A 16,633-nucleotide genomic window follows, 5' to 3' on the forward strand; every position below is an offset into this window, starting at 1 on the left:
GAGGCACCCTTGCTAGCTCGCTCTTGGCGCAGTTCCGTCGGCGTGGCCGCGGCCCTGCTGGTCGTGGCCTGCCCGTTCCCTGACGCGGCCCGCGCCAGCTGCGCGGCCCCCAGCCTGTCCGTCCTCGACGCGGCCGTGCCGGCCATGACACCCGGCGACGTGGTGATCGTCGAAGGCAGGGGCTTCGTGGACGGCTGCGACGACGGGGGCGGCGGCTGCACGGCGGACGAGACCGAGCCGGCCACGCCCTACGCCGACGTCACCCTCACGCTCCGCCAGGGACCGCGCGCCTGGACCCTCGGCACCGCCGACGCGAGCGAGGCGGGCGAGGTCGCCTGGGAGGTCACCGTGCCCGCCGGGGTCACCCCCGGCCGCGCGGTCCTCGTGCCCGATGTCGGCAGCCCGCTGGTGGTCCGGGTCCGTCGTTGAGCCGGTCAGCCGGTGTACTGCTCCAAGATGCCGGAGCGGTCCAGGAGGTGGCCCTCACCGTCGACGACGGCGGTGCCGATGGTGAACGGGGTGGGGGAGACCTGGAGGTGCTTGGGCATGCCCTGGGGACGGGTCTCCCACAGGCGGGTGCCGTCGGGGGCATCACGCCAGTGGGTGGCGTAGTCGCGCAGGTCCAGCTCCATGCGGTCCTCGTAGACGTCGACGAGCAGGTAGTTGGTGAGCCCGAACGCGAACAGCCCGCCGTGCGAGACCTGCAGGATGCCGTCGCGGTGGACGGCGGTGACGTCGTGCACCTCGCCGCTGAGGTAGAGGTCCACGCCGTAGCGCTTGAAGAGACGCCACAGCGGCGAGTGGGCCCCGCCCTCGTACGTCAGCTTGCTCGAGCCGTGCGAGCGCACCGGCCCGACGATCGGTGTGTGGCCCTGGGCGACGACCCACCTCACGCCGTCCTGGCGGGCCTCGCGCAGGACCCGCTCGACCCAGCGCAGCTGGGGCCGGTCGAGCCGGATCCGCATGCCGCCGGCCGTGGCGTCGAAGACGTTGAGGGTGAGGACCTGCACGTCGGGCCGAGGACGCCACGCGTACGCCGACAGCTCGTGCTTCGAGCCGCGCGGCCGGTCGGCGTAGCGCGGGCTCCCGTCGGCCCGTCGTCCGAAGCGCTTCGTGAACTCCTTCTCGAACAGCGGGGCGAGGCGGCGCTTCTCTGCTCTCCAGGGGTTGTCGCCGAACTCGTGGTCGCCCATCGCCGCGTGGACCTCCAGTCCCCGCTCGGCGAACCGCTCCTTCCACTGCGGGTAGTACGTCGCGGCGGCGCGGCGCAGCGCGGCCTTGCGCTGGGCCAGGGTCCGGTCGGGGCCGAAGTTGCCCGACCGGTCGACCTCGGTGCCCCACCAGCCCTCGACGAGGTCGCCGGCGACCAGGACGCTCTCCGGGCGCTCGGCCCGCCAGTCGTCGAGGATCGTGTCGAGAGCGCGCCGGTAGTCGGCGTTGGTCGAGTTCGCGGTGCGGCCGGGGCGCCAGAAGCCCGGACCGCGGACCAGGTCGCCGACGTCGGCGTTGAGGAAGTCGGGACTGGACAGCAGGCGCAGGTCCGGCTGCGGCACCGGGACCCCCGGCGTGACAAGGCGCGCCCCGAGGGGCGTGGCACGGCCGTCCACCATGACGGTGACGTCGACCTGCTGACCCGGCTCGCCGTCGACCAGCGCGTCGAGGGAGATCGTGCGTCTACTGCCGGTGGAGCGCACGAGACAGGTGAGCGCGCGTCCGTCGGCCGACACCGACGAGGCCCGCTCGCGCACCGTCACCGTGGACCGGCACGCGTCGGGGACCGAGGTGAGGCGGGCGTTGCTCAGCCACAGCTTGACGACCGTGTCCCTGCCGCGTCGGGCGGGGACGGTGACGGTGCCGCTCAGCTCGCTCCCGGCCGCGGCGAACGGCGACGCGGAGGACCAGCCGGCGTCGGCAGCAGCGGGTGCTCTTCCCTGAGCGGCGGGCCCGCCGAGGGCGGCGCTCAGCGCGAGCGCGACCGTGAGGCCCAGGGTCGAGATGGTGAGGACGTGGCGGGTTCGACCCGTACTGCGGGAAAGCACGCGGAGCAGTGTCACACGAGGTTGAGGGTGACCGTGCTTCCTCTGGGGATCATCGCGCCGGCGCCGGGGTCCATGCTGTAGACGAAGCCCAGTCCGATGTACGTCGAGCCCCGCACGACCTTCACCTCGAAGCCGAGCGCCTCGAGCTTGTCGACCGCGCTCTCGTAGCCCGACGCCGTCACGTTGGGCACCTCGACGAGCTCGGGCCCCTTCGAGACCACGAAGCTGACCGCGTCGCCGCGGAAGAGCGTGCCGGAGCGCGGCTCCTGGCTGATCACGTGGCCGTCGGGCACCGCGTCGTCGTAGACCTCGGAGGTCACCTCGGCCTCGAGGCCACGCCTCTCCAGCGCCCGCCGCACGTCGTCGATGTCCTTGCCGACCCAGCTGCCGACCTTGATGGGCCGGCGACCCTTGCTGACCACGAGGTCGACCGCCGCGCCGGGGCGCAGCGTGGTGCCCACCGCCGGCACGCTGCGCAGGACGGTGCCGGCGGGCACCGTCTCCGACCAGCGCTCGATGGTCTCGTCGTAGGCGAGCTTGACCCCGCGCAGGGCATCCTGAGCCTGGTCCTCGGTGAGGCCCTTGAGCTTGGGTACGTCGTAGCGCTCCTTGCCGAGCGACACCGTCAGGGTGACCGTGCCGTCCTGGAGGATGCGCGAGCCGGCCGTGGGGTCGGTGGCGATCACCATGCCGGCCGGGACGGTCTCAGAGTACGCCTCGTCGGCGTACTCCACGGCGAGCCCGGCGGAGTCGAGCTTGTCCTCGGCCGCGGCCTGGGCCAGACCGATCACGCCGGGCGTCGAGGTGTAGCGGGCCCAGCCGAGCCAGTAGGCGGCGCCGCCTCCGGCCGTGGTGAGAAGCAGGGCGAGCACCAGCAGCAGCGGGCCCCTGCGGGAGCGTCGCGGCCGCTGGGACCGGGGCCGCCGGGGCCTGGGGGGTCCCGGCTCGCGGGTCGGTGCGGCCGTGGACGCGGAGTCGGGCGGCGCCATCGGCGGCGGCTTGGCCGCCGGGTAGGTCGCCGTGTCCTCGCGGACCGCGGCGGCGGGCTCCATGAGCGCGGCCATCTCCGCGTCGTCCCACATGTCCGGGGAGGTGTCACCCTCGCGGGCGGGCGCCAGGAGGGCGAGGTCGGCGGTCAGCTCGGCGTCGTCGGGAACGCCGTCGGCCAGGGCGTGGGCGACCCGGTGCACCTGGTGCAGCAGCACGGACGCGTCGGCCGGTCGCTGGCCCGGGTCGCGGGCGGTGGCGCGGGCCACCAGCGCGTCGACGTACGGCGGCAGGTCCGGCACGAGGGCTGAGGGCGGCGGCACGTCGTGGTGGACGTGCTTGTAGGCGACCTGAATCGGCGACTCGCCCTCATGCGGCTTGGAGCCGGTGAGCAGCTCGTAGAGCACCACGCCCGCGGCGTACACGTCGGCGCGGGCGTCGGCGCGGCCCTCGACGACGAGCTCGGGCGCGAGGTAACTGACGGTCCCGATCAGGACGCCCTTGGTGGCGGTGTGCTGGGTGTCGGCGCTGACGGCCTTGGCGAGCCCGAAGTCGGCGACCTTGACCCGGCCGTCGTCGGCGATCAGAACGTTCTCGGGCTTCACATCGCGGTGGACCAGCCCGGCGCGGTGAGCCGAGGCGAGCGCGGACAGCACCGGCTCGAGCAGTGCGAGCGCCCGCGCGGGCGGCATCGGGCTCTCCTTGGCGATGGTGTCGCGCAGCGTGTGGCCCTGGACGAGCTCCATCGCGAGGAAGACGATGCCGTCGTCGTTGCCCTGGTCGAAGACGGACACGACGTGGGGGTGCGAGAGTCGGGCGGCGGCCCTCGCCTCGCGCACGAAGCGGGCCGCGAACTCCTCGTCGTCGCCCAGACCCGCGTGCATGACCTTGACGGCGACCGTGCGGTCGAGGCGGGTGTCGGTGGCCTCGTAGACGCTGGCCATGCCGCCGCGGGCGATGCGGGCCCCGACCAGGTAGCGGTTGTCGAGCAGTCGGCCGCTCACAGGGTCGGGCAGGCCGGAGCTCGGCACGTGCCGATCAGCGCTCACAGCGACCCTCCTGCGGCCGGACGGGGAAGGATCCGGTGGGGCAATCGTACGGTCGCCGGGCGTCCGGGCGGGTTTGAGGCCACCCCGGCGTGGCGCGGACCACGAGCGGCCCGACGGGGGACGCCCATTTCGGCGGCGGACCCCCTGGTGGAACCATGGGCCCATGAGCGAGACGCGACTGGCCGACCACGACCTGGCGGCCCTGGTGCCCGAGTGGATCGACTGGGCGGAGGCCGCCCAGCAGCTGGGCGTCACCGTGGGCAAGGTGAAGACGATGATCCGCGACCACGACCTCGCCGCGGCCGTCCCCGTCCCCGGTGAGGGGCAGAAGGTCCCCGCGGCGTTCGTCCAGGACGGCCTCGTCGTCAAGGGCCTGCCCGGCCTGCTGACGCTGATGCACGACAACCGCTACGACGACCGCGAGATCATCGCCTGGCTGTTCCTGGAGCAGGAGGACCTGCCGGGCCGCCCCATCGACGCGCTGCGCGAGAACCGCGGCACCGAGGTCAAGCGCCGCGCCCAGGCCATGGCCTTCTAGACGGCGCGCTGGGTCGCCGCTGCGGCGAGCTGGCGCAGCACCTGGCCGGCCCGCTCCTGCACGCCCGCCTGCGCCAGCCCGGTCACCGCGTGCTCGGCGAGCGCGGCGATGACCTCCTCGACCTGCGCGTGGGCGCCGCTGGCGTCGATGATGCCGCGCAGCCGCGCCACCTCCGCGTCGTCGAGCGGTCGGCCGAGCGCCCGGTCCAACAGGGCGGCGTCGTCGTCGGGCGCGGAGTCCAGTGCCAGGGCCACGAGCACGGTGCGCTTGCCCTCGACCAGGTCGTCGCCGGCGGGCTTGCCGGTCGCGACGGGGTCGCCGAAGACGCCGAGGAGATCGTCGCGGAGCTGGAACGCCTCGCCCAGCGGCAGCCCGAACGCCGAGAGCCGCTCGAGCATCGCCGCGTCGGCGCCGGCCAGGGCGGCGCCGATGTGGAGCGGGCGCTCGATCGAGTACTTCGCGGACTTGTAGCGCAGGACGGTCATCGCGGTGTCGACGTCGGCGCGGCCGCGGGCCTGGACGGAGACGTCGAGGAACTGCCCGGCGATCACCTCGCTGCGGCAGGCGTCGAAGACCTCCAGCGCCGCGGTCACCCGCTCGGCGGGCAGGCCGCAGCGGCGCAGCAGCTCCTCGGACCAGCTCAGCAGCAGGTCTCCGAGCAGGATGGCCGCGGCGGCGCCGTACTGCTCGGGGTCGCCGCGCCAGCCGTCGTCGCGGTGCTCGGCCTCGAAGGCGCGGTGCGTGGCCGGCCGGCCACGACGGGTGTCGGAGGCGTCCATGAGGTCGTCGTGCACCAGCGCGCTCGCGTGCAGCATCTCCAGCGACGCGCAGGCGCGCGCCAGGGCCGCCTCGTCCTCCACCTCGGAGCGGACCGCCTGGTAGCCCCAGTAGCAGAACGCCGCCCGGAACCGCTTGCCGCCCGAGACGGCGCGACGCGCCTCCGCGACCAGGCGCGCGGCGTCGGGACCGAGCGGAGCGAGGCCGGCCTGCTGCTGGTCGAGGAAGGCGTCGAGCGCCGCCTGGACCGCCGCGCGGAAGTCCTGGCCGTCCCACTGCTCCGGACCGGGCGTCTCGTCGCTCACCACCCGCAGCACCCTAGTGGTCACGATTCGGACAGCACCGTCCGGCTACCTACACTCTCGGCATGGACCGCAGACCTGGCCGCGGCGTGGCCGAGCTGATCGCCGAGGGTCAGCGCTCGTTCTCCTTCGAGTTCTTCCCGCCGCGCGACGAGGCCGGCGAGACCCAGCTGTGGAAGGCGATCCAGGACCTCGAGCCGTTCGAGCCGACCTTCGTCTCCGTGACGTACGGCGCCGGCGGCTCCAACCGCGACACGACGATCCGGGTCACCAGCCGGATCGCCCGCGAGACCTCGATGACCCCGGTCGCGCACCTCACCTGCGTCGGGCACACCCGCGCGGAGCTCGAGGCGATCCTGGACTCCTACCTCGCCGCCGGCGTCCACCACGTGATGGCCCTGCGCGGCGACCCGGAGGAGGGCCCGCGGGCCGCCTGGACCCCGACGCCCGGCGGGCTCGACTACGCGACCGAGCTGGTCGAGATGGCGCACGCGCGCGGGGAGTTCCGCATTGGCGTGGCCGCCTTCCCCGAGGGCCACCCGTCCGCGGAGTCGCTCGACGCGGACGCCGACGTGCTGGTCGCGAAGGCGCGGGCCGGTGCGGAGTTCGCGGTCACCCAGATGTTCTTCCGCGCCGAGGACTACTTCGGTCTCGTCGAGCGCGTGCGCGACCGCGGGGTCGACATCCCGATCCTGCCCGGCATCATGCCGATCCTGAACCTCGCCGCGATCCGCCGCCAGGGCGAGCTGATCGGGACCGACGTGCCCGCCGACGTCGTGGCCCGCATCAGCGCCAAGGACGGAGACCCGGTGGCCATGCGCGCCGAGGGCATCACGCTCGCCGCCGAGCTGTGCGCGGACCTGCTGGCCGGCGGCGCCCCGGGCCTGCACTTCTACACGCTCAACCGCTCCAAGGCGACGCTCGAGATCTTCCAGGCGCTGCAGATCACCGTCTGAGGGGACTAACCTCGCGCGTATGCGCACGGTCACCGTCTCCGGCCATGGGGTCGCGACCGCGCACCCCGACTCGGCGGTCGTCCGCGTCGCCGCGGTCCACCGCGGCGCGACCCTCGCCGACGCGCTCGCCGGCGCGGCGCGGGCGGCGTACGCCGACGCCCGCGCCCGGGCCGAGCACCTCGCCGGCCTCGCCGGGGTGACGCTCGGCGACGTGCAGGCGATCGTGGAGGGTGCGGCCGCTGGGCTCTCGGCGCAGAGGGGCGAGGTGGGCGCCGCCTACTCGTCCACGCTGGACCTGACCCTCGAGCCGGGCCGGTCGTCCCTCGCCCAGGCGCTCACCGTGGCCTGGGCTGTTGTGTGATCCATCCACGACCTGAGGAGGTCGCCCCATGAACCACTCGCAGGCATTCGACCCGTCACTGCACGAGCCCGGATCCGCCGCCGCGCAAGGGCGCTGCTCGCACCATGCCGGTGGCGACGCTGACTGCGCGGGCGACGCCGTGGTGTCGTTCCAGGCCGGGGAGGGGCGCTGGGAGTCCGGGTGCTCCCTGGCCCTGGAGCAGCTGGTCGAGAGCGGTGACATCGAGCCGCTCGGCCAGGGCGCCTGAGGCGGTCAGGCGCCGTTCGGCGTCTCGTGCCAGGCCCAGTGCGCCTGGGCGTACTCGCCCGCACGGGACACCAGCGCGCCGCACACCCGGCAGACCAGGGCGGCCTCGGCGTCGGTGTCGAAAATGCCCATGACATCCGGGTCGGCTTCCTCTGTGGCCATGCGCCCACGATAGTGGTGTCGCGTGACGAGCCCCACCCATCTGGCACGTCCCGTCGCGGGCAACGGCACGGGCGTGCTCGTCCTCGCCGGCTCCAGCGGGCGGCTGGACGTCGGGCGCGCCGAGATGCTCGCCTCGCACGGCGTGACGGCGCTGGCGCTGAGCTGGTTCGGTGGGGAGGGCCAGCCGTCGGTGCCGCGAGAGGTGCCGCTGGAGACGTTCACCGACGGGATCGACCGGCTGCTTGCCGAGTGCTCGCGCCTCGTGCTGCTGGGGCTCTCCTACGGCGCCGAGGCCGCGCTGCTCAGCGCGACGATCGACCACCGCGTGGACGCGGTCGTGGCGCTGGCGCCCACCGACGTCGCGTGGGAGGGCCAGCACGAGCTCCCCGACGACCCGCGGCGCAGCAAGTGGACGCATCGCGGGGCGCCTGTCCCGTTCGTGCCGCTCGACCGGGCCTGGGAGCCACCGTCCGCGCTGCCGGCGTACGTCGAGCTGTATGAGCGCAGCCGTGAGCTGGCCGGCCACGAGGTAGTGGAGGCGGCCACGATCCCCGTGGAGCGGATCCGCGGCGAGGTGGTCCTGGCCGCGGGCGGTGACGACCGCGTGTGGCCGAGCACTGCTGCCGCCGCGCGCATCGCGGCGCGACGTCGTGCGCGCGGGCTGGAGACGACCGTCGTGGTCGATCCCGCAGCCGGTCATCCCGTCGTGCTGCCGGGGGAGGTGGTGCCTGACCTGTCGCGGCGCCCCTACGCGGTCGGCGGCGATGAGGGCGCGCCGCAGCGGCTGGGAGCGCTCGCTTGGCCGGAGATCCGGCTGGACCTGCGGATCGAGGACGCGGTGGAGATGCCACGGATGCCGCCGACACGCATTGCGGCGCCGAGGGAGACAGGCGAGCATGAGGAATGACCAGGCCCGTCCTCAGGAGGCTCAGGCGTGGCCTGCTGGTGGTGCTGCTGGTCATCGGGACGGGGGTAGCGATGCTGTGGGCGCTGCAGCGGCAGCTGATCTACTTCCCCGACTCGTCGCCGGTGCCACCCGCCGCCGAGGTCATCGACGGCGCGCGTGACGTCACCCTGCACACCGACGACGGGCTGGAGCTGAGCGCCTGGTTCGTGCCCCCGGCGGGCCCGGACGACACCGAGATGGCGGTGCTGATCGCGCCCGGCAACGGCGGCAACCGCGCGGGCCGGGCCCGGTTCGCCGAGGAGCTGAGCCGCCGCGGTCTCGCCGTACTGCTCATGGACTACCGCGGCTACGGCGGCAACCCCGGCAGTCCCAGCGAGAGCGGCCTCGCCGCGGACGCGGACGCCGCGGTAGCGGCCCTGGAGGAGCTCGGCTATCCGCCGCGGCGCACCGTCTACTTCGGCGAGTCCCTGGGCTCCGGGGTCGTGGCGGCACTCCAGGCCCGGCAGCCGCCGGCGGGGGTCGTGCTGCGCTCGCCGTTCACCGCGCTGGCCGACGTGGGCGCGCACCACTACCCGTGGCTGCCCGTGCGTGCGCTCCTGCGCGACCGGTTCCCGGTCGTGGAGCACCTCGCCACCAGCGACGTGCCGGTGGTGGTCATCTACGGCGACCGCGACTCCGTGGTCCCGACCGCGCTCAGCGAGCAGGTCGCGGACCAGGCACCCTCACTCGACGAGCGGGTGGTGATCGCGGGTGCCGACCACAACGACGCCGTGATGTTCGGGTCTCGGGTGGCCGCCCTGGTCGCGCGGCTGGCGCGCGGCGTCGCGTAAGCCCGTGTCGGTCGCATCGACGCCGACTTGAACCTCTTGCGTTCGAACGTATGTTCGCATAGAATCAAGTATGCGTGACGTTCACCCCTCCGAGCTCGACGCACGCGCCACCCTCGCCGCGATCGAGGGGCGTGCGCTGCCGGCGGGAGGTCGAGCTGGCCCAGGCTTTCCTGGCGCTCCACTGGTGCGACCTGCACTCCTCCGACCCCGCCGAGGAGCCGGGCCCGCGTCCGCCGGGATCGGACCGGCTGGACCGGCTCGGCGGTGACGGGACGCCCGGCGTACGGGAGCTCGCGCTCTGCGAGCTCGCGGTCGCGTGTCAGATCCACGCGCTGAGCGCGCGCTCGCTGGTGGGGGACCTGCTCGACCTGCGCCACCGGCTGCCGCGCACGTTCGAGCGGGTCGTCGCGCTCGACGCGGAGCTGTGGCTGGCGCGCCGGATGGCATCGATGACCCGGGACCTGCCGTTCGAGGTGATGCACCTGGTCGACGACGCGGTCGCTGCCGCGATCGGCTCCCAGGCGCCCTCGCGGGTGATCGAGCTCTGCGAGGCGAAGAGGATCGAGGTCGACCTGGCGGCGCACGAGGCGCGCCTCGAGGCCGAGCGCAAGCGGCGCTACGTCGGACTCTCCCGTCGCGACGGCACCGGACTGCGCAAGGTCATCGCCCGGGTCAGCGAGGCCGACGCCCACGACATCGCCACGATGGTCGACACCGTCGCCGACCTCCTGGCCGACCGCCCCGAGCACGCCGGCCTGGCCCGCGACGAGCTCCGCGCCATCGCCTTCGGCTGGCTGGCGCGCCCCTTCGACGTCCTGCGGCTCCTCGCCGAGCACGACCGGGTCCCCGACAGCGCGGCGCTGCTCGAGAAGCTTGACGGCCTCGACCTCACCCGGCTCCGGCCCAAGGCCGTCGTCTACGTCCACGTCCACGAGGCCGCCCTCGCCGGGATGCCGGGCGTGGCCCGGGTGGAGGACCTCGGCCCCCAGCTGCTCTCCCGGCTCGCCGACCTCCTCGGTCACCGCCACATCCGGCTGTCGCCGGTCATCGACCTCAACGACCACGTCTCGGTCTCGAGCTACGAGCACCCCGAGGCTGTCAAGGAGCGGATCCACCTGCTGCGGCCAGGCGACCAGTTCCCGCACGCCTCGAGCATGTCGCGCAGGCTCGACCTCGACCACCCCGTGCCCTACTCGCCGCACGGCCCGCCGGGCCAGACCTCGACGAGGACGAGTCAGCCCCTGACCCGCACGAACCACCGGGCCAAGACCCACCTCGGCCACCGCGCCACTCCGCTGGAGACCGGCGAGGTCGTCTGGCGCACCCGCCACGGCCTGACCCGCCTGGTCGACACCGCGGGCACCCACGTGATCGACGCCTCCGAGGCCGATGCCCTCACCGGCGACGACCCGCTCGACCGCGCCCTCGCGCGCCTGGTCGTCCGGCACCGGACCGGACAGCTGGAGGACGTGATCGAGCGGCACCGGATGGACGGCGGCGAGGAGGGCTGATCAGCCGCCGTCCTCGGTGAGGATCGTGGACGGCAGCCAGTCGGCCCCGAGGAGCTGCGCGACGTCGGCGAGGGCGGTGGTGTCGCTTCCGACCGTGTCGGAGGCCGCGGCGATCCGCTCCACCATCACCCGGCCGACCTGCTCCTCGACGGTGCCCTCGGCGTAGGCGATGTGCCACGGCGAGACCTGGTGGTCGCGGTGGGTGCGACCGGTCACCTGCCGTGCGGCGATGCCCGAGAAGCGGGCCTGGTGGAAGACGCCGACCCGCGGCTCGGTGCTCGCCCGGCGGCCGTCGGCGAGGATCTCGCCGGCGTGCAGGCTGATCGAGGCGACCGTGGTGAAGACGCAGACCTTCGCCCGGCCGGTCTGGAACCGCAGCCGCTCGGCCTCGGCATCGAACCGGTCGGTGCCGTAGATGGTGGCCACCTCGATGCCGGAGTCCCGCAGCCGGTCGGCGATCGGGTCCGCGGCGGTGGTGACGAACTCGACCGAGCACGCGACCTGTCGCTCGGACTCGACCTGCTGGGCGATCCAGGCGACCGTCGAGTCGACCCGGATCAGCCCGGCCTTCTGCCGAAAGCGCAGCAGCGCGGCCCTGCCCTTGGCGGTGTTGCGGCCGCGTCGGGCAAGGTCCATCTCCCGACAGAACTCGCCCCACTCGGCCTCGTACGCGCTCCGCTCGGCCGGGCTGAGCGCCACCGGCATGCCGGAGATCGGCACCGGCCCCCACGGGGCGGCGCGGTGCAGCATCGCCGCAGGCCGCTCGTCGGCGAGCCAGCCGCGGACCAGCTTGAGGTCCGCGGCGCGTCGTGCTGCATCAGTGGTCCACGTGGCGCCGTAGCGGCCCTGCTCGACCCCGACGCCGTGGCGCTCGAGCGCGGTGGCGAACGCGGCGCCGGGCTGCGTCGCGGTGGTCCACTCCTTCATCGGCTCGCCGAGCACCTGCGCGTAGGCGGGAGCGAGGTACGCCAGCTCGAGCGGGGTGTGTCCGGGCGTCGCGGTGGTCGCGATGACGAACGGCGCCTTGTCATGCGGCCGTCCGTGCCCTGAGATCCTCGCCCAGAGCTTCCACCGCTTCGTCGTCGTACGGCGCAGCGCGTGGGCCTCGTCGGCGATGATCACGTCCCACTCGTGGTCCTTGACCTTCTCCAGCCGGTCCCACGTGATCACGACCCATTCCAGACCCCCGTCGCCCAGCGCCGTGATCGTGCGGCACCAGTGGCCGATGGTGATCGTGGCGGGCCGGTCGGCCACGACGAGCACCCGTCGGCCGCCGCGGAGGTCGCCCACCGCCGTCGCCCCGAGGATCGCGGAGATCGTCTTGCCCACGCCCGGCTCGTCGGCCAGCAGGAACTGCCTTCCGCCCGCCGCAGCCCGCGCCGCGATCGCGTCGGCGGCCTCGAACTGGATCCTCCGGGGCTCGAGCGCGTCGGTCGGCTCGGGTGCCGGCGTCGGATCGTCGGTGTTGAGGGTGTTCTCGACGAACCGACCGAGCGTGTACGGCCCCGGGGAGTACGGCGCGAGGTGCGCGGGCAGCTCGCGCCCGACGTACAGGTGGGTCCTGACCGCTGGGTGCCAGGTGGCGCCGTCGACCTGGGTCCCGTACGGGACGTCGAGCACCCACAGCCGCTCGTCCGGCCCGGCGGACGGCAGCGGCCGTGCGCCGGGCCGGCGGGTACTGGATCGGCGAGCTCTGGACACCCCCGGACGCTACCGGTGCCGGGGCAGGACGTCGGCGGCGACGGTCTCGAGCACCGACTCGTCGCCGACGTACGTCGTGTCCGCGCGCGGCCAGTGCGTGACCAGGTCGGTGAAGCCCAGGTCGGCGACCCGGCCGGCGACCTCCTCGAAGAAGGCGACGCTGGACAGCGCGAAGCGCCCCTGCCCTGAGAGGTGCGGGGCGGCGTCGGTGAGGACGTAGCGGGGGAGGGAGGCCAGGTCGCGGCCCGCGGCGGCCGCAGCGTCGGAGAAGATCGCCGCGGACTGCGCCAGCCCCGCGCACCAGCCGTCGAGCGAGTCCGTGGCGTGCGGGCCGGTCGTCACCCAGCCGTCGCCGTGCGCGGCGGCGAACCGAAGCGAGCGCGGCCCGTTGGCCGCGACGAGGTACGGCGTGCGGTGCAGCCCCGGCCGCGTGCGGGCGTCCGCGGTGGAGAACCAGCGCCCCTGACTGCTGACGTGGTCGCCGTCGCGCAGCGACTCCAGCACGTGGACGAACTCCTGGAACCGGTCGACCCGCTCGCGCACGGACAGCTCGCCGGCGCCGAGGACCTGCGAGTCGAGGTCACCCCCGGTGCCGAGGCCGAGCAGGAACCGCCCGCCGGAGATGTCCTCGAGCGCCTGGGCGTCGCGGAAGAGCAGGTAGGGGTGGCGGAAATTCGGGGCGGACACCAGCGTGCCGAGCCCGATCCGCTCGGTGACCCCGGCCGCGGCCGCCAGTGTCGGAGTCGCTCCGGCCCACGGCGAGTCGGGCAGCCCGCCCCAGACCAGGTGGTCGTAGGTCCAGGCGTGGTCGAAGCCCATCTCCTCGGCGGCCCGCCACCGAGGAGCCGCCTCGGCCCAGGGCTGGTCGGTCAGGAGGGTCAGGCCGAAGCGCATGCCACGAGCCTAGGGCCCGGCCCTATCCGCGGACCGTGCCGCCGTGATAGGCCGAGACATGGACACCGCGATGCTGCTCAAGGAGCTCGAGCCCACGGTCGAGGCAAACCTCAACCGGCACCTGGATGTGGCGCAGGAGTGGATGCCGCACGAGTACGTCCCGTGGGCCGAGGGCCGCAACTTCGCGCTCCTCGACGGCGAGCCGTGGTCGCTGGAGCAGTCGACGCTCTCGCCGATCGCCCGGACCGCGCTGGAGGTCAACCTCCTCACCGAGGACAACCTGCCCAGCTACCACCGTGAGGTCGAGCGTGCGTTCGGCCGGGAGAGCGCGTGGGGGGAGTGGGTGAACCGGTGGACGGCCGAGGAGGGCCGGCATGCGTTCTGCATCCGCGACTACCTCCTGGTCACCCGCGGCGTCGACCCCGACGAGCTGGAGCGGGCGCGGATGCAGACCATGGAGGCCGGCTTCGACTCCGGCGACAAGCCGCTGCTGCACGTGTGCGCCTACGTGTCCTTCCAGGAGCTGGCGACCCGGGTATCGCACCGCAACACCGGGCGGATCACCGAGGACCCGGTCGCCGAGCGACTCCTCACCCGCGTCGCCAAGGACGAGAACCTGCACATGATCTTCTACCGCAACATCATCGAGGCCGCCCTGCAGGTCGCGCCGGGGCCCACGATGCGCGCGATCACCGACGAGGTCCTCGACTTCCAGATGCCGGGCTCGGTGATCCCCGGCTTCGCGCGCAAGGCGGTCCAGATGGCCCGGGCCGGGATCTACGACCTGCGGATCCACCATGACGACATCGTCCAGCCGCTGGTGCGGCAGTGGCGGCTCCTCGAGCTCGAGGGCCTCGACGAGGAGGGCGAGCGCGCCCGCGACGAGCTCGTCGCCGCGATGGCCGCGCTGGACGAGCAGGCCACGCGCTTCGTCGAGCAGCGTGAGGCCGCCGAGGCCAAGCGGGCGGCGCGCCGCGCCGGTTCGGGCGCGGAGTGAGCGGAGCCCGGGCTAGGCTCCGGGCGTGAGCAAGCAGATCGAGATGTGGCTGCTCACGGTGATGTCGGGGTGCGCCGTCGTGTTGTTCGTCGCCGACGTGGCCGACGACCGCGCGGTGAGGTCGCTGCTCTGGCTGGCGGTCGCCCTCTTCTTCGCGGTCCTCGCCGTTCGCGCCGGACGGTCGGCGGCCCGGCGTCGCCGCAGAACGTAGGCTCGGCCCTGCCCGCCGTACCCAGGCAGACCAGGAGGCGCCGTGCCCCACCCCGCAGCCCGACTCCGCACGATCCTGCCCGGCCCGAGCCGTGCCGCCGTCGGCGCCACGATCGCGGGCGGCGTGCTGACCGGTCTCGCGTCGGCGCCCGAGCGGGTGGGGCGGCTGTTCCGCAGGCGCTTCCCGACCGTGGCAGTCACCGGGATGACCGGGGTCGGCAAGACCCAGCTCGCCGACCGGCTCGCGCGTCGTACGTCGGGCACCGGCGCGGGCGAGGTCGGCTCCGCGGTGATGGAGCGCCGGACCCGACGCTCCGCGCGGCTGCACGGCTTCCGCTTCCTGGTGGTGCCCGGCGACAACGCGGCGACCCGGCTCGGCGCGCTCGACGAGGTGTTCCACGATGAGCCGGTCGATGGCGTCATCCACGTCGTCGCCAACGGCTACGCCACCCCGCGGCGTACGGCGGGCACCACCGGCTCGGCCACCGCCAGCCGCGAGGAGCAGCTCGCCGCGGAGCTCGAGGACTGGACGATCACCGCGCACCGGATCGCCTCGATGGCCGTGCGCCGCGGCAAGCCCGTGTGGCTGGTCATCGCCGTGACCAAGGTCGACCTGTACGCCGACGACCTCGACCGGGTCCTGGACTACTACTCGCCGGGCAGCGGCTCGCCGTTCGGCGACAAGATCGACGAGCTCCGCGCGCTGGCCGGCGGCGCGCGGCTCTCGGTCGACGTGCTCCCCGTGTCCAGCCAGGGCGGCGAGCGCAGCTCGGCCGTCTCGGCCAAGAGGGCCTCCGCGATGGTCGACGCGCTCGCGACCCGTCTGGCCCAGCTCAGCGGTCACGTCTGACCTAGGCCGGGCCGACCGCCTGGGCGACGAGCGCGGCGGACAGGCCGACGTACGGCAGGCCGGCGCCGGGCGTGGCATGGGCTCCAGCGGTGTAGACGCCGGGGATCGGCGTGTCCGGGCCGAGCCGCTGGTGGACCGTGGCGCGGCCCTGCCACAGCACGCCGAGCGGCGAGCCGCCCCACTCGTCGACGAGCTGGCGCGGCGAGCGGTCCACGCGGGCGACGACGTGCTCTCGCACGTCCAGCCGGTGACGGGCCAGCGCGCGCAGCAGGTCCTCGGCCAGCCGGCCGCGACCGTGCACCGTCCATGCGGTGCCCCCGGGAGGCGCCGTGCCGCCGGGCCGGACCACCAGCATCGGGTCGCCGTGGAGCACCAGCTCGTGGGGGACGTCGGGCACGTCGCCGTCCAGGCCGAGGTGGGAGACGACCGGCGGGATCGCCGGCATCGTGCGCTCGACGTACGGCGCGAGGGCGGGCAGCCGCCGGGGGTCGATGGCGACGACGACCACGTCGGCCGCGACCTCGCCGAGCTCGGTGCCGACCGCGGCGACGCGCCCCTCGCGCACGACCAGGTCGAGGGCTCGGGCGGGGCGCAGCACGGTCACGCCGCGGGTGGCGAGCCGGGCCTCCAGCGCGGTGGCGAGACGGGCCATGCCGCCGGTGATGGTCCAGGCGTCGAAGCGCTGCTCGAGGTAGGCGTGCAGCCCGGCCCAGGCCGGCACGTTGCGCAGGTCGTGACCTGCGGCGACGAACGGGTGCCCGGCGACCAGCGCGAGCCGGTCGTCGCGGAACGAGCGGCGCAACCGCTTGTGCAGGGTCTCGCGGCTGTGCAGCCGCGCCGTGACCTCCTTCGGCAGACGGTCGCGGTCCCACGGGACCTCGAAGTAGCCGCGGCGCAGGACCTCCCAGTCGTCTGCGTAGGACGCGACGTGGTCGACCCAGGCCTGCCCGAGCCCGGGCCCGAGCTCGTCGAACGCGGCGAGCTGGGCACCACGGGTGCCCCCGGGCAGCCGCACCGACGTGCCGTCCACGAAGCGGTGCTCGCGGATCACGTCCAGCGGGACCAGGTCGAGCTCCCGCTCGACGGGCCGCCCGGACTTGCGGAACAGGTCGCGGATCACCGCGGGCAGCAGGGTCGCGGTGGCCGCGGCGTCCCAGGTGTAGCCGGCCTCCGACTCGGTCCCGAGCGCGCCGCCCAGGGTGTCGGTGGCCTCGAGCAGGGTCACCTCGTGGCCGAGCTTGGCGAGCCGCGCGGCCGAGGCGAGCCCGCCGTAGCCACCCCCGACCACCACCACCCGCGCCATGCGGCCAACCTAC

General features: G+C 74.0%; 18 protein-coding genes. 11 read left to right on the forward strand and 7 right to left on the reverse strand.

Translation table 11 applies throughout. The annotated features are described in order from the left end of the window. Window positions 1-42 precede the first annotated feature (42 nt). Window positions 43-429, forward strand: a complete 387-nt coding sequence (locus tag LRP67_RS11565) for a hypothetical protein (RefSeq protein WP_231270321.1) — start codon at window positions 43-45, stop codon at window positions 427-429. A 5-nt stretch (window positions 430-434) separates the two neighbouring features. On the opposite strand, the gene LRP67_RS11570 is transcribed toward LRP67_RS11565, so the two are convergent. Both LRP67_RS11570 and pknB read right to left on the reverse strand, forming a co-directional pair. Next, the gene (locus LRP67_RS11570) at window positions 435-2,039 is read right to left on the reverse strand and encodes a metallophosphoesterase (protein WP_231270322.1); all 1,605 of its coding nucleotides are present in this window, start codon (window positions 2,037-2,039) and stop codon (window positions 435-437) included. Window positions 2,040-2,050: 11 nt separating this feature from the next. Next, a complete protein-coding gene (gene pknB / locus LRP67_RS11575; RefSeq protein ID WP_231270323.1) occupies window positions 2,051-4,075 on the reverse strand; it encodes a Stk1 family PASTA domain-containing Ser/Thr kinase in 2,025 nt (674 codons plus the stop codon). A 163-nt stretch (window positions 4,076-4,238) separates the two neighbouring features. On the opposite strand from pknB, the gene LRP67_RS11580 reads away from it, so the two are divergent. Beyond that, window positions 4,239-4,613 carry an Rv2175c family DNA-binding protein gene (locus LRP67_RS11580; protein WP_231244020.1) on the forward strand — a complete coding sequence of 125 codons (375 nt, stop codon included), beginning with the start codon at window positions 4,239-4,241 and terminating at the stop codon, window positions 4,611-4,613. Here the strand turns inward: LRP67_RS11580 and LRP67_RS11585 are convergent. After that, entirely contained in the window at window positions 4,610-5,719 is a 1,110-nt protein-coding gene (locus tag LRP67_RS11585; RefSeq protein WP_231270324.1) for a polyprenyl synthetase family protein, read from the reverse strand. The genes LRP67_RS11580 and LRP67_RS11585 overlap by 4 nt on opposite strands. 38 nt (window positions 5,720-5,757) lie before the next feature. Between LRP67_RS11585 and metF the strand changes: the two genes are divergently transcribed. Genes metF through LRP67_RS11600 form a run of 3 tightly spaced genes read left to right on the forward strand, consistent with a single transcriptional unit; the run spans window position 5,758 to window position 7,256 of the window. After that, entirely contained in the window at window positions 5,758-6,648 is an 891-nt protein-coding gene (gene metF / locus LRP67_RS11590) for a methylenetetrahydrofolate reductase [NAD(P)H] (RefSeq protein ID WP_231270325.1), read from the forward strand. 19 nt (window positions 6,649-6,667) lie between these two features. Continuing rightward, complete coding sequence (locus tag LRP67_RS11595) at window positions 6,668-7,009, forward strand: SIMPL domain-containing protein (protein WP_231270326.1); 342 nt, start codon at window positions 6,668-6,670, stop codon at window positions 7,007-7,009. A gap of 28 nt (window positions 7,010-7,037) precedes the next feature. Next, the gene (locus LRP67_RS11600; RefSeq protein ID WP_231270327.1) at window positions 7,038-7,256 is read left to right on the forward strand and encodes a hypothetical protein; all 219 of its coding nucleotides are present in this window, start codon (window positions 7,038-7,040) and stop codon (window positions 7,254-7,256) included. Between the two features lie 5 nt (window positions 7,257-7,261). Here the strand turns inward: LRP67_RS11600 and LRP67_RS11605 are convergent, their stop codons facing one another. Further along, a complete protein-coding gene (locus LRP67_RS11605; protein WP_231270328.1) occupies window positions 7,262-7,417 on the reverse strand; it encodes a hypothetical protein in 156 nt (51 codons plus the stop codon). Between the two features lie 22 nt (window positions 7,418-7,439). Here LRP67_RS11605 and LRP67_RS11610 point away from each other — a divergent pair, with 22 nt between their 5' ends. The 3 genes from LRP67_RS11610 to LRP67_RS11620 all read left to right on the forward strand — a co-directional run bounded on the left by LRP67_RS11610 (window position 7,440) and on the right by LRP67_RS11620 (window position 10,665). Further along, window positions 7,440-8,324: an acyl-CoA thioester hydrolase/BAAT C-terminal domain-containing protein gene (locus LRP67_RS11610; protein WP_231270329.1), complete on the forward strand. Its 885-nt coding sequence runs from the start codon at window positions 7,440-7,442 to the stop codon at window positions 8,322-8,324. Then, window positions 8,321-9,154 (forward strand): alpha/beta hydrolase, encoded by an 834-nt coding sequence (locus tag LRP67_RS11615; protein ID WP_231270330.1) that lies wholly within the window; start codon window positions 8,321-8,323, stop codon window positions 9,152-9,154. Before LRP67_RS11610 ends, LRP67_RS11615 begins: the two co-directional genes overlap by 4 nt. A gap of 74 nt (window positions 9,155-9,228) precedes the next feature. Then, window positions 9,229-10,665, forward strand: a complete 1,437-nt coding sequence (locus LRP67_RS11620; protein ID WP_231270331.1) for a hypothetical protein — start codon at window positions 9,229-9,231, stop codon at window positions 10,663-10,665. Here LRP67_RS11620 and LRP67_RS11625 read toward each other — a convergent pair whose 3' ends face one another. Both LRP67_RS11625 and LRP67_RS11630 read right to left on the reverse strand, forming a co-directional pair. Beyond that, window positions 10,666-12,366 (reverse strand): helicase, encoded by a 1,701-nt coding sequence (locus tag LRP67_RS11625; protein ID WP_231270332.1) that lies wholly within the window; start codon window positions 12,364-12,366, stop codon window positions 10,666-10,668. Between the two features lie 9 nt (window positions 12,367-12,375). Further along, window positions 12,376-13,260, reverse strand: coding sequence for an LLM class flavin-dependent oxidoreductase (locus LRP67_RS11630; protein WP_231270333.1), 885 nt, complete (start codon window positions 13,258-13,260; stop codon window positions 12,376-12,378). Between the two features lie 58 nt (window positions 13,261-13,318). Here LRP67_RS11630 and LRP67_RS11635 point away from each other — a divergent pair, with 58 nt between their 5' ends. Genes LRP67_RS11635 through LRP67_RS11645 form a run of 3 tightly spaced genes read left to right on the forward strand, consistent with a single transcriptional unit; the run spans window position 13,319 to window position 15,317 of the window. Continuing rightward, a complete protein-coding gene (locus LRP67_RS11635) occupies window positions 13,319-14,257 on the forward strand; it encodes an acyl-ACP desaturase (protein ID WP_231270334.1) in 939 nt (312 codons plus the stop codon). A gap of 25 nt (window positions 14,258-14,282) precedes the next feature. Then, a complete protein-coding gene (locus LRP67_RS11640) occupies window positions 14,283-14,468 on the forward strand; it encodes a hypothetical protein (RefSeq protein ID WP_231270335.1) in 186 nt (61 codons plus the stop codon). Window positions 14,469-14,510: 42 nt separating this feature from the next. Then, window positions 14,511-15,317 (forward strand): GTPase domain-containing protein, encoded by an 807-nt coding sequence (locus LRP67_RS11645; RefSeq protein WP_231270336.1) that lies wholly within the window; start codon window positions 14,511-14,513, stop codon window positions 15,315-15,317. A gap of 1 nt (window position 15,318) precedes the next feature. Here LRP67_RS11645 and LRP67_RS11650 read toward each other — a convergent pair whose 3' ends face one another. Then, window positions 15,319-16,620 carry an NAD(P)/FAD-dependent oxidoreductase gene (locus LRP67_RS11650; RefSeq protein WP_231270337.1) on the reverse strand — a complete coding sequence of 434 codons (1,302 nt, stop codon included), beginning with the start codon at window positions 16,618-16,620 and terminating at the stop codon, window positions 15,319-15,321. Between the last annotated feature and the right edge of the window lie 13 nt (window positions 16,621-16,633).

The organism is Nocardioides sp. cx-169 (genome assembly GCF_021083605.1).
In the GTDB taxonomy this organism is placed as follows: domain Bacteria; phylum Actinomycetota; class Actinomycetes; order Propionibacteriales; family Nocardioidaceae; genus Nocardioides.

Excerpts from the sequence above, each read along its gene's own strand:
- metF (WP_231270325.1), top strand. The coding sequence starts at position 5,758 with ATGGACCGCAGACCTGGCCGCGGCGTGGCCGAGCTGATCGCCGAGGGT.
- LRP67_RS11600 (WP_231270327.1), top strand. The coding sequence starts at position 7,038 with ATGAACCACTCGCAGGCATTCGACCCGTCACTGCACGAGCCCGGATCC.
- LRP67_RS11605 (WP_231270328.1), bottom strand. The coding sequence starts at position 7,417 with ATGGCCACAGAGGAAGCCGACCCGGATGTCATGGGCATTTTCGACACC.
- LRP67_RS11630 (WP_231270333.1), bottom strand. The coding sequence starts at position 13,260 with ATGCGCTTCGGCCTGACCCTCCTGACCGACCAGCCCTGGGCCGAGGCG.
- LRP67_RS11580 (WP_231244020.1), top strand. The coding sequence starts at position 4,239 with ATGAGCGAGACGCGACTGGCCGACCACGACCTGGCGGCCCTGGTGCCC.
- LRP67_RS11595 (WP_231270326.1), top strand. The coding sequence starts at position 6,668 with ATGCGCACGGTCACCGTCTCCGGCCATGGGGTCGCGACCGCGCACCCC.
- LRP67_RS11615 (WP_231270330.1), top strand. The coding sequence starts at position 8,321 with ATGACCAGGCCCGTCCTCAGGAGGCTCAGGCGTGGCCTGCTGGTGGTG.
- LRP67_RS11635 (WP_231270334.1), top strand. The coding sequence starts at position 13,319 with ATGGACACCGCGATGCTGCTCAAGGAGCTCGAGCCCACGGTCGAGGCA.
- LRP67_RS11650 (WP_231270337.1), bottom strand. The coding sequence starts at position 16,620 with ATGGCGCGGGTGGTGGTGGTCGGGGGTGGCTACGGCGGGCTCGCCTCG.